The following is a 13,572-nucleotide window of genomic DNA, read 5'->3' on the forward strand; positions in this document are numbered from 1 at the left end:
AGCGGCGCAGCGCAGCACCGGAATCATCCTCAAGCCGTATACTGAAATAATCCGTAACAGGAGCAACAATATGAAAAAATCCGCACTTTCCACCAGTTCTGGTTTGGCGCTGGCCCTGGAACCGCGAATGATGTTTGACGGAGCAGCCGTGTCCACAGCTGCCGAGGTGGCTGCGCAGGCGGAACCGGTTGCTCAGGCCGCAAACAGCGCCGACGCGCCGGGTGTTTCGGCTACGGGCAATGATCCCGCAGTCAGTATTGATGAACACGGCACAGCTGCCGCTGATGTCGATCTTTTCAGCGGCGTGTCGGTCATCCCTGACAGCAATAACGAAGATCTTTCAACGCTTGTAATCACTGTGGATACCTACGGCGACGGCCATGCCCTGGTCATTGACGGCACAGTCATCGCCCTGACACCCACGTCAGGCTTTGGCTCCACCAGCAACGAGTACACCTATTCGGTGGAAGTTACGGGCGGTAAAACCAATATCACAATCTATCTGGATAATGGGCTCAATTACTCGCCTGCGGCCGTAGCCAGCCTGATCGACGGTATTTCTTACAGGGTCGTTGACGGCTCCAAGGTGGCGGGCGGTTCTATCAATGTGACCCTGACCAGCTTGTCCGATTTTGGCGGCGACACTGCTGAACTGAATATTTCCTCTGCCATCGCCGTGAACAGCAGTTTCAATATTGCTCCTGACCTGAGCAACAAGGATGAGCTTACCCTTTCAGAAACCGTGTATGGAACCGACCTCGGCAGCGCGGTGGACGTAGCCTATTCCTCTAACGGAAAATACGCCTACGCGGCTGACAGTTCCGGTCACATTTCGGTCTTCAGTGTGGGTTCGGGGGGGCAACTGACTGAAATTCAGTCACTCAGCGGAGTGGCCGATCTTGGCAGCGCGAGTGGTCTGGCTCTCAACGAAGCCCGGTCAACACTTTATGCGGTCAATGGCGGCAAGCTTGTGGTGCTGGACGTTCGCTCCGACGGTACGTTGGAATACAAGCAGACAATAAATCTTCAGGCTCAAGCCTATGAAATCCACGTGTCGCACGATGGAAAGCAGGTTTATCAGAACAGCCAGTATAACGGCATGTATGTATACAATGTCGATGATAGTGGGCTGCTTACTTATGACGGCGGACATTTCGACGAAGGTGGCGTAGGGCGGCAAACAACAGTGACAACATCCGGGGAGTACCTGTTCGCCACAGGCTCTGGCAGCATGTGGGTCTATTCCCGCAACCTCGCCACAGGTGAGTTGAGCCTTATCAGTCAACTAAGCACAGGTGTTTCTGGGGTTGCAACTGCCATGCGGGCTTCGGCCGACGGAACAAAGGTTTTTGTGGCCTATGGCGATAAAATAGTCACATATGCTTTCAGCAGCGGCCAGTTGACCAAGCTTGGCGAAACAAGCGCCACGGGCATCACTGATATGGAAATCAGCAGTGATGGAAATCGCGTCTATATAAGCACATCCTCCGGCTCAGTGCATATTTACACGGTGGATGCCAGCGGCAGTCTTTCTTTGACTGGGCAGGCTGCAGGCCTGGAGGGTGCGGCTGCCCTGAGCCTTGATAGTGACGGCAATGTGCTGGTGGGCGGAAAAAACATAGCCTTGCTGGTTGCGCACAAGACAGGTTTGTACGGCAGTGAGATTTCTTTTGCCGACGGGCTCACCATTTCAGACGCCAACTATGATGTTCTGAACAGCGGGTTGGGTAACTATGGTGGGGCAAAAATCACCGTTGAGCGCGCGGGCGGAGCCAATCCTGAAGACATTTTCGCGTTTGCCAGCAGCAACGGCTATACGCTCAACGGCACTACCGTGCAGGACAGTGAAGGCAAAACGCTCGCCACTGTAACCAATGCTGGCGGAAAATTGACCGTAGCCTTTGCCGACGGAGTCACCAAAGGGCAGGCCAATGCCATTCTGCACCAGTGGCGCTACAGCAACAATACGGTGGCTGAAGGTGGCACTGCCGTGATCCTGAAAATTGTGGCCAACGACGGCAAGGCAGACAGCGAGGCCATTACAGTGGCCTTAAGGCTCGGCGTCAATACCGCCCCAGAACTGACGACAAACCCTGTGTCGCAAGGTTCATACACATCGTCTGGCGTTGAGGTAAACCTTTTCACCAACACTGCGGTCAATGCTGGCGAGGCCGGGCAAACGCTTGCGGAGTTACAGTTCTCCATAAGCGGCCTTTCCGGAGTGGCTGCTGGTGAATATATCAAGCTGGACGGCAGCACCATTGCGCTGAACGCCAATGCCAGTGGAACCACCAGCGGCGGTTACGTTTACACCTATACGATTTCCGGCGGGGTAGGCACCCTATCCATCACGCAGGCTTCAGGCATGAGCGCCTCGGGCCTGGCTGCGCTGGTTAACGGCTTGAAGTACGGCTACTCGGGCAGTGACGGGGTTGCGGGAACGCGAACCTTTACTGTCACACACATCAAGGATACTGGCGGCACTGACAACAGCGGACAGGACAGTAAGGTTCTTGATGTAGCTTCCACCCTTACCCTGGCTGTCAACAGCGCGCCCGTGCTGGATATCGACAGCGGAAACACAGATTCTGCGGTTTTTTACAACGACGGCAAGCTTGCGGGCTTCAACGATTATGTGAACGAAATCGATATTTCTGCTGACGGCAAAACCGTGGTTGTCTGCGGCACAAGCGGTGGAAATGGCGGTGGCAGTGGCACTTTGTATGTTTTTGCGCGCGATGCTGCCACTGGCGAACTGACGCTTGTGCAAACGTTTTCGCTGGGTGCGTCAGGATTGAATGTGGACGGTCTGACGTCATTCACAAGTTCGGTCATTTCACAGGATGGCAAAACCCTGTATGTGGCTGCGTGCGAAGTTCAGGACGGCAGCTGGGGAGCTGTCAACTACCCGTCCACTTCGGCGGCTATTCTTCTCTTCAGCCGTGACACAGCAACAGGTGAATTTGTTTTCAAGGGAGTACAGGCACAGCAGGGGGTAGACGGTGTAGACGGCCTTGGAAAGGTCATTAGCGAGCTGGTGCTCTCTGACGACGGCAAATTCCTCTATACAGCCAATGGCCTGCTTATGAACCATAACAGCGCCAGCCAAAGCGCTATTGCAGTTTTTTCCGTTGATGCCGCAGATGGGTATTTAGATTATGTAAGTATGCACTCTGGAGGCAATGCGGCCTCGGGTATATATAATCCCAGCAATATTGTCCTGTCTTCTGATGGAAACTATGCGTATGTGTCGAATGCTTCTGGAAACTGCATTGGCATATTTGCACGCAACTCCGCTACTGGTGATTTGACTTACATAGTAACTGTCAATGAAGCGTATATCAATGCAGACAGCGATGGCTCCGCGTGGGTGAGCGGTTCTCTTTCCACCTTGCAGGACATAGTCATCACACCAGACGGAAATTTTGTCTATGTAAGCGCGGCGGTAAACGGCGGCAACAAAATATCTGTTTTCAGCCGTGATGCGGATACAGGCGCGCTGCACTTTGTGGAATCCTTTGTGGTGACAGGGTTTACCTTTGTGCGCGAACTGGTTGTATCTGCCGACAATTCGACCTTGTATGTTGGCGGCTATGGGGCAAGCAGCATTCAACTTTACTCCATCAATCCCAATACCGGTAAATTGAATCTTTCCAGTACGCTGGCTCTTAGTGGTCAGGCAGGGCACATAGTGGTCAGCCCTGACGGAAAAAATATCTACGGCGGCACATACAATATTAGCTCAGGGCTCCAGATCGCCAGCGCCATGCCCGTGATTGCATTCGATGGTTCGGAAGTGGTCATCGGCAGCGGTATTACCATATCCGACCCGGATTACGACACTGCCGGAAACTACGCCGGAACCACAGTAACCATTGAACGTAGCGCCGGGGCCAATACTGCGGATGATTTCGGCTTTACGGACAGCACATCGCTGAAGCTCAATGGCGGAAAAATTTTGTATAACAATGTGGAAGTAGCCACATTTACCGTCACTGACGGAAAACTCATCCTGGCCTTTGCTGGCAGTGTAGCGGGCGAGGTTGCCAATCAGGTTCTGCACCAGATCACTTACAAGGGCAGTACAACCCTTGCCCGTACTGATTTTACTGTCACCGTGACGGATGCGCCCGGTAAATCCGCTTCTGGCAAATTCGCCGTCATGTATGAAGGCCCCAACAGCGCGCCAGTGCTCGGCAATGCTGCCTACACGGTCGGCAGCGGCGATGTGGACACAGCCTACAGCGTGCGTTTGCCTGCAGACCTGTTCACCGATGCCGATAATGACAAGCTTGCCTGGAGCGTAAGCGGGCTGCCAGACGGCCTGAGCTTCAATGCCGATACTCGCGTCATTTCCGGCACGCCCACCGCGTCCGGCCTGTATACAGTAACCATAAAGGTGACGGAGCCGGACGGCCTTGAAGCGAGCCATACTGTCAAAATCAGAATCAGCAGTCCCACCGACCCCAGCCTCAGCGCGGATGCAGTGGGCGGCAGTTACCCCATCAATGCGGGCGGCACACCCACAGGTAACGACGTTGATCTGTTCGCAAACGTCAGCATTACAAAAGATACCTCAGACCAGAGCCTGAGCAAGCTTGTGGTCACCGTAGACACCTACGGCGCGGAGCATTCCCTGGGCATTAACGGGCAGGTCGTGTCCCTGACTGCAAAGGATTTCACACAGATAGGGGACTACGGCTACAGCGTTGCCATTCAGGGCGGCAAGGCGATCATAACCATTGATCTTTACGAGAAAGGTGATGATCTGGCCGCCGTGCAAAACCTTATCGACAGCATGGCCTATCGCGCTCTGGACGGTACGAAAATACAGAGCGGCGTCATCGGCGTGACCCTGACCAGCCTGTCCGACATCGGCGATTCTGCCACTGGCGGCGCAGAGGACGTTACCCGTCTGGATATCACGGCCAAAGTTACCGTTGCCAGTGAATTTAACATGCCTCCCGATGTGGTGGACAAGGGCAGCCTTGATCTGGCCCAGATCATCTACGGAACCGGACTCAGTGATGTGCGCGAGGTGGCCTGGTCAGCCGACGGCAAATACGCCTACGCGGCTGACAGCAATGGCAATTTGTGCGTGTTTGAAGTGGGTGACAACGGTAAGCTCAAGGAAATACAGAGTCTGGCTGGTGTGCCGGACCTTGATGGATTCACTGACATGGCCGTCAATGACACTGCATCAGCGCTTTATGTCATGAGCGGCGACAAGATTGTGGTGCTGAAAATCGGGGCAGATGGAAAACTTGGCGATGCGCAGAGTGTGGACGTCAGCATTCTTAAAACGCCGGAGTGGAATCCGGACGGATACGAAGCTTCGACTCAGGGCTTGAAGCTTGTGGTGTCCGATGATGGCGCTCAGGTCTATGTAACCACTTCATATGAAGGTCTGTACATCTTCAAGGTGGATGACGCCAGCGCCCTGATTGCGATTCAGTATCTGGACGACAATACCAACGTGACTTCCGTGTATTCCAGGGGAGGCTATGTTTTTGTCGCAGCCGGTGGTTTTGAATCTACAATCACCGTGTACAAGCGCGCTACTGACGGTACGCTGGGCATTGTGGACAGCGTGGCCATTGATATGTGGAACTGGTCGCCCGACTTCAAGTTTGAAGCCTCGGCTGACGGCTCCACTCTCTTTGCAGGGTACATTTCTGACGGCGACAGCAAGGTTTTTGTGTATTCCTTTGCCGAGGGCCGCCTGACGCTTCTCAGTGAAGCGTCCATGCCTGATCTGGCAAGCATGCAGGTAAGCGAAGATGGCAAAACGTTTTATGCAGGATTTTCAGACGGAACACTGCGGATTTATTCCGTGGATACGGGCGGTGCGCTGACGCTTACGCGCACAATAACCGGCCTTGACGGAGCCAGCTCTCTGAGCCTTTCGGGTGACGGTGATATTTTGGTGGGCGGGCAGGGTATAGCCCTGTTGAGCGCCACGCGCATGGGCCTGTATGGCGAAGACATTTCCTTTGCCGATGGAATAACGCTTTCCGACGCTAATCTTGACCTGCTGAACAATGGCACAGGCAAGTATGACGGCGCAAGCGTGACTGTTCAGCGGGAAGGCACTGCCAGCAACGACGACGTCTTTTCATTTAAGGAGGGCGGCGGCTATACGCTCAATGGCAGCGACATTATGAAAAACGGCGAAAAGGTCGCCACCTTCAGCAGCAGTGGCGGCGTGCTGACCCTGACGTTCGTCGGTGAGGTCACAAAGGCCGATGCCAACGCTATTTTGCAGCAGTGCCGTTATCGCAATCAAAGCGCTTCTGCATCTGAAAATGCCGTGTCGCTGACTCTGATAGCCAGCGATGGAGAAAAATCCAGCACTCCTTTGAGCATTACGCTTTTGCTTGGCACCAATACCGCTCCTGAACTGACAACAACTCCCAAGAACAACGGTACCTACACTACCGTGGGCGGAGAAGTGCAGGTCTTTACCAAAACTTCTGTAGATGCAGGCGAAACCGGGCAGGGCATTGCTGAACTGCATATGTCTGTCAGCGGTATCTCTGGAAGCGCTGCGGGTGAATATATCAAGGTGGACGGAGTAACCATCAGCCTGGGCAGCAATGCGAGCGGCACAACCGCAAGCGGCTACACCTACAGTTATACCGTTTCTGGCGGTACTGGAACGCTGACCATAGGCCACGCCAGCGGGATGAGCGTCAAGGCAGTGGCCGCCCTGGTGGACGGCATCGTTTACGGCACTACCAGCGCTGACGCTGCTTCCGGCACGCGAACCTTCACCATTACCCACATCAAGGATAATGGAGGAACGGCAGGCGGCGGCGCTGACAGCGCAGACCTTTCCATCGCGTCCACAGTCAATGTGGCCATAAATCTGCCGCCTGAGCTGGACGCGGGCAATAACGACCCCGACAGTGGTTATTATTACAGTGACGGCACGCTGCAAGGCTATAACGGATATGTGACCGATATTATTGTTTCTGAAGACGGCAAGACGGTGATCGTCAGCGGTAACAGTGACAGTAATAACAATGGTTCGAGTTCACTTATGGTTTACGCCCGCGATGTGCAGACAGGCAAGCTGAGCCTGTTGCAGACCTTTACCCAGGGCGTCAGCGATAATCCCGCAACCGCAACCATTGAAGTCAACGGTCTGAACCAGATATCGACTATGACCATGTCGGCGGACGGCGGCAGACTTTATGTGGCCGGATACGCCGCCAATGGCTCTGCCTCGGCCTACTCCATCACCCTCTTCACACGTAATGCTGATACTGGCCTTCTTACGGCCGTGGGCATTGTGGCTTCACAAGGTGTAAGCGGTGTGAATGGCCTTGACGCTGCGGTTTCCTCCATTGCTCTTTCCGCCGACGGCAAATCCCTCTACGCAGTTAACGGCACCACAGCCATACACGGCACCACCGGGCAGTCTGATCTCACAACATTCAGCGTCAAGGCCGATGGCACCTTGACCTATGTGGGTGTCTACACGGGGGGCAGCGGCACACCGGCTGTTTACAATCCCAGCGGGCTCATCATCTCATCCGATGGAAAAAATGTTTACGTAGCCAATGCTTCCGGATCATCCATAGGCGTATTCTCGCGCAATACGGATACCGGGGCGCTGACGTATATGGGCGTCATCAACAAGACAACCATTGATGCAGACAGCAACAGCGGGAGCCAGCCCGGCGAAACACGTTACCTTGAATCGTTGCAGGACATTGTCATCACTCCGGACGGCGGATTCGTTTATGTGGCCTCTGGAACGATGGGTCTTGTTTCAGTTTTCAGCCGTGACCCGGCATCGGGCAATCTTACCTATGTGCAATCGTTCAATGCCGGTTCGCTGAGCGGCATCATGCTGCGCGACCTTGCGGTCAGCTCTGACGGTAAATATCTGTACGTTGGCACCTACGGCAGCAGCAATCTTCTGGTTTGCTCCATAGACGAAGACAGCGGGGTGCTGACCCTCAGCAGCATACTTGCGGTTACAGGCACTGGCGGCAGCGCTCACTTGGCGGTCAGCTCTGACGGTTTGAGTCTGTATAGTGGAACCTACAGCTTCTTCCCCGGGGTGAGTGCGGGTACGGCCATGCCCGGAGTGAAGTATTCCGGCTCGGAAGTGCTCATCGGCAAAGATATGACCATATCCGACCCGGATTTTGACAAAACGGGCGATTATTCCGGCTTGAGCATCAGCTTTGAGCGAGGCTCCGGGGCCAGTTTCGACGATGTGTTCGGTTTTCAGGCAGCCAATAATCTTACGCTCGACAGCGGGAAGATACTGCTCAGTGGGGTGGAAGTAGCCACATTCACGGTCACTGATGGCAAACTTATGATAACGTTCTCGGCCCAGGCCGGGGTGAACGGAACTGTGGTCAACAATGTTCTGCATCAGGTTACCTACAAAAACACCAGCAATACCTTTACGTCGCTGACCATTACTGTGGGCGACGGTGAAAAATCCGTTTCCAGCTCCATTGCTCTGGTTGAGTCCAATGCTGCCCCAAGCTTGAAGGCTAGCCCTTCCGGCGGCACCTATGCCTTTGATGAAAGCAGCACGCCCCCCGCAGAGAGCGCCAAACTTTTTGACAACGTCAAGATAGGCCTTGGCGACGATAATGAAGCCCTGAAAGATCTGGTAGTTACGGTAGACAAATCCGGTTCGGCGCACACCATCGTGATCGACGGCACGGCAGTGGCCCTTACCAATAACAACAGCCTTGTCACCAGCAATGGTTATAGCTGCGTAGTTTCCGTAGTTGAGGGCAAGGCCACAATAACTATCTCGCTGAACGGCGCGTCAGTCGACGCCGTAAAGACGTTGGTCGAGGGCATGCGCTACAGCCGCAGTGCGGAAAATCTTGTGCGCGAAAGCGTCACTGTGACGTTGGCCAGCCTGTCTGACACCACAGATACAACAACGCGCAATATCAGCTCTGTGGTTAACGTATATGTGCCCAACCGTGCGCCAGTAATTGCAGATCCCGCCTACACTCTGGGCGAAAAAGCCACAGCAGACAAAGGCACGGCCTACTCTGTCACATTGCCTGAAAGCTTGTTCAGTGACCCTGATGGCGACAGTCTGACCTGGAGTGTAATGGTTAAACTGTCTGGCGGGACGGAATTTGTTTCGCTGGCTGAGGCCGGGCTGAGTTTTAATGCCACCACGCGCATCATTTCAGGAACGCCTTCCTTGTCGGGCACACTTACGTTTGCTGTATCAGTCACCGATGCAGCCTCGGACGCGCCCAAAACAGCCACGCACGAGGTTACTCTTGTTGTAGCAAACCTGCCGCCAGCATTTGTGGATGGAACAACCTTGCCGCCTTTGCCCAAGGGGGCAACAGGCTCGGTTGATCTGAATGATCTGGTGAATAACCCCGCTGACGGCGATACGCTTACCTGGGCGCTCACGGGTGGTACTTCCCTGCCCGCAGGCTTGACCCTGAATGCGGACGGAACCATCAGCGGTATGTCCACCACAAGCGGCACCTATACATTTGAAGTAACTGTGACGGATTCTGATTCTGCCAATCCCGGTTCCGCCACCAAAACAATAACGCTTACGGTTGAAAACAGCGCACCTGCCTTTAATGGCGCTGACTATGCCGGGTATCAGCTTCCTCAGGCAGTTGAAGGCGCGGCATATTCCCCCATAGTCCTGCCCGCTGACATGTTTGTGGACATCAACGGCGATGCGCTCATCTGGAGTATTTCCGGCCTGCCTGAGGGGTTGAGCTTTGATCCTGTCACCCGCGCCATTTCGGGCACTCCGGCAGAAGTGAATGCAACCGGAGCCGTAACAATCACCATAACGGTTACAGACCCTGACGGCGCTTCTGCCAGCCACAATCTTACCCTGACCGTGCGTGACAATACCGCGCCAGTTCCTTCGGATGTTCCGCTTGCACCTGCCCGTGAAGGTGCACCCTACACCTTGCGGTTGAATGACGTGTTTACTGATGCGGATGGCGATGCCCTCACCTATTCGGTAACTTCACTGCCCGAAGGTCTTGCCTTTGGCCCTGCTACTGGAACCATCACAGGCAGGCCTTTGGTGACGGGCTCCAACAGCATAACGGTCACGGCTACAGACGCGTATGGCAAGTCGGTCAGCCACACCTTTGAGCTTACTGTTGAGGCTAACGGCCTGCCTGCAGCTTCGGACGTTTCATTCACGCCACCACAAGCCACTGAAGGCGAAAACTATTCTCTGACCCTGCCGGAGAACCTCTTTACCGATCCGGATGGCGACAACCTCAGCCTGAGTGTTTCCGGCCTGCCTGAGGGGCTCAGTTTTGATCCTGCCACGGGACGCATCAGCGGCACGCCTTCAGGTTCGGGAACTTTCACCATTGTCATTACAGCTACTGACCCCTCGCTTGCCTCGGCAAGCCGTACGGTGACTTTGGTGGTGGAAGCCGCCCCCGTGACGGTTCTGCCGCCAGCCAGCGAAAACACGGTAATACCCGTTATAGCGGAATATTCCGTTGACGGTGGCGGCTCGCTTGCTCCGGGTTCCGGCGTAACGGCAGCTACGGAACCTTCCGGCATATTTGATGAAGAGTGGCAGAGCAGTGCCGTTATGAGTGACGTGGCACATGTTTGGGCCACTGTAGACGCCATGTGGAACGAAGATGCCCGGCGTCAGGGCTATGGCGATACACGGGCCCGTGAAAGCCGTGCTGACACCCATGCGGACGCTTCTGCCGCACAAAAAATCATGCCGGGTCAGGTCAGTTCCAACTGGGGGTACGACGTTGCCGGTAACCGCTACCTGGCAGCCCTGCCGCAGGCCGCACACCGCGCCATAAACGGAGAAATCAGCGGATATACGCTGGTTTACGCAGATTCAGGCAAGGATGCCAGCGGCGAGTTCCGGTTTGACGCCAGCGCATGGGCTTTGGTTTCACCGGGCTTCAAGGCCCCCGGCCATGTGCGGCTGCTGCTCGTGGTCACCACTGTGGACGGCAAAACCGTGCGCATTCCGGTTGAGGTGAAAAGCCAGACGCATGCCTTGGGTATTCCTGCGGCTCCCGCTGTTACTGGCACGGCTGACCGTGCCCCTGTTGTTACGTCCGTAGTGGCTTCGGCTGCCACAGTGGCTGCTGAAATGGCCGGATCAGGCGCAACAGCGCTGCCCCTAGCGGGGCAGAGAGAAGCCGGGGGCGGCACAGTAGAATCTGGCGTACAAGGGCACACAGCCTTGTTTGGTGTATCGCAGGCCGACACGGCTTCGGCCATCAGTGAAAGTTTTCGGTTTTCTGTAGAAGCAGCAGGGCAGACGGCTGAAGCCATTGGCAAACCAGCCCTCGGAAGCCTGTTGCGCATGAGCCTTGATAATTCCCTTGCTGACAAGTCAGCGGCTTCTTCACGCGATGCCGTAAGGGCTGCTCCTGAAGTTTTGAGCGCCTAGGCATGCGGCACTGAACCTCTGCGGGACCACAAATATTTCAGCCACGCGACAAGTTCGCCCGGCCCCATAAAGGCCGGGTGCGGCGGGTGGTCCCGGCAGAGCTGCGGCAAGCTGTTTCAACCTTTAATCTTGGTGAAAGGAAGATAATGAAGATTCCATCCACTGCCGGATTGCGGCGCCCCGTCATGGCGGTTTTGCTGGCCTTGCTCATGTCTGCCTGCTCGGTGGCCCGGCCGCCAGCCCTGACCAATGACGACCTCATGGCCCTGACCAAATCTGACCAGCTTGCTATGTACAGCAATCAGGAAGCGATTTCTGGTCCTATTACAGAGGACGAGGCCATAGCCAGAGCTGTGAAATACAACTTGCGCCACCGTCTGGCCTTGATGGAAAAAGCTCTTGAAGATGATCTTTCGGACGTGAAGAGCTTCAGCATGCTGCCCAAGCTGGTGGCGGGCGCAGGCTACAAGGTGCGTGACAACGAAGACGCCTCGTCCAGCGAATCCATCTACACAGGCAAGCAATCTCTGGAGCCGTCCAAGAGCCGTCAGAAAGAAGAAACCACGGCTGACCTGGATATGACCTGGAGCATTCTGGATTTCGGCTTGAGCTATGTGGAAGCCAAGGCGCAGGGCAACAAGGCCCTTGCAGCGGAGGAACGCCGCCGCCGCGCCATTGGCGATATTGTGCGCCAGACCCGCGCGGCCTATTGGGCTGCCATTTCAGCAGAAAAAATGCGCAATGAAGTTGCCGAAACCCTTGTGCAGGCCAACGGCGCACTGGCCCAGTCGCGTGAAGCGCAGCAGCGCCGTTTGCTGGCTCCCGTAGCCGCGCTGCGCTACCAGCGTGACCTGTTGAATCTGCTGCGCCAGATTGAACAGCTGGATAACGAGCTTGCCAAGGCCAAGGCCCAGCTGGCCGCGCTCATGAATCTTGCTCCCGGTACAGAATTTACCCTTGCCGCTGCCCCGGACGGCCTGCGCAAGCCTGAACTGGCCTATTCGCTTGAAGATCTGGAAGTGCTGGCCATGATCCGCCGTCCCGAACTGCGCGAAGAAAGTTACCTGGCCCGCAATACCGTGCTGGAAACCAGAATGTCCATCCTCAAGATGTTCCCCAACGCTTCCCTGTTCGGCGGGTTGCACCACAGCAGCAACAAGTTTCTGGTCAATCCCAACTGGGCCAGCGCGGGCGCGCAGGTGAGCTGGAATCTGCTGAATCTGTTCTCGCTGCCCTCTGTGCTCAAGGCCGGAGATTCGCGGGAAGCCGTGGGCGAACTGCGCCGTCAGGCCATGCGCATGACCGTGCTTTCGCAGGTGCATGTGGCGTGGCATCAGCGCCTGTATGCCCAAAAGGCTTTTGAAAGAGCCAATGAAATGAGCAGCCTGCAAACCGCCATTGACCGCCAGGTGAGCAATGCGGCCGCAAGCAAGGCCGAAACCCAGCTGGAACTGGTGCGCACCAAGGTTGAAACCCTTCTGGCCCGCCGGGCGCGCGATCTCAGCTATGCAGAAATGCAGAATGCCCAGGACGCCATATATCAGGCCGTGGGTATGGACAGCATTCCCGAAAAGGTGGCTGACCTTTCCCTGCAGGGTTTGGCCACGGCCATTGCCCAACAGGGCCGCAAGAACGAAGAAGGCCGCCTGTACGTTCCGGCCTTGCCCGAAAAGCCCTATGCGGCGGCGGAAACTCCCAATGTTGGCAAGCCTGAACAAGACAAGCCCGCCATTGTGGGCGTGCCATTGCCTGAACCCATTGCAACCGGCAGGCCTGTGGCCGCCAGCCATATGCCCCCTGTGGGCGGGATTACCCCTGTGTACACACCGTATCAGGCCGCCCCGGTCACTCCTGTGGCAACATCCCTGCCAGCGGGGAACACATATCCCCCAATGCAGCCTGCAGGGTATCAGCCGCCAATGCCCCAACCTGCTGCCACGGCTTATCCTGTGCCGTCTGTGGCTCCTGCCGCAGCCAACGCCAACATGAATCCCGCTGTACATCTGGTGCGTGGTCAGCCGTGGGACAGCCTCGGTTCACTTTCGGCTCATCCTTGAGGCCGATCCACGTTTCGTAAAAGTCCTCCTGCCCGGAGTGTGGACCCGCCGTCCGCAGGGCCGCCGCAGTCAGCCGTCTGGCTGCGGCGGCCCGAAACA

General features: G+C 55.9%; 2 protein-coding genes. Both read left to right on the forward strand.

Features of this window, described 5'->3' with window-relative positions; genetic code table 11:
• Nucleotides 1–70: 70 nt before the first annotated feature.
• Complete coding sequence (locus HNQ38_RS00960) at nucleotides 71–11,416, forward strand: beta-propeller fold lactonase family protein (protein WP_183717370.1); 11,346 nt, start codon at nucleotides 71–73, stop codon at nucleotides 11,414–11,416.
• Between the two features lie 146 nt (nucleotides 11,417–11,562).
• On the forward strand, nucleotides 11,563–13,473 hold the full coding sequence (locus tag HNQ38_RS00965) for a TolC family protein (protein ID WP_183717372.1): 1,911 nt from the start codon (nucleotides 11,563–11,565) through the stop codon (nucleotides 13,471–13,473).
• The last annotated feature ends 99 nt before the right edge of the window (nucleotides 13,474–13,572 follow it).

Source organism: Desulfovibrio intestinalis, from assembly GCF_014202345.1.
Lineage (GTDB): Bacteria > Desulfobacterota > Desulfovibrionia > Desulfovibrionales > Desulfovibrionaceae > Desulfovibrio > Desulfovibrio intestinalis.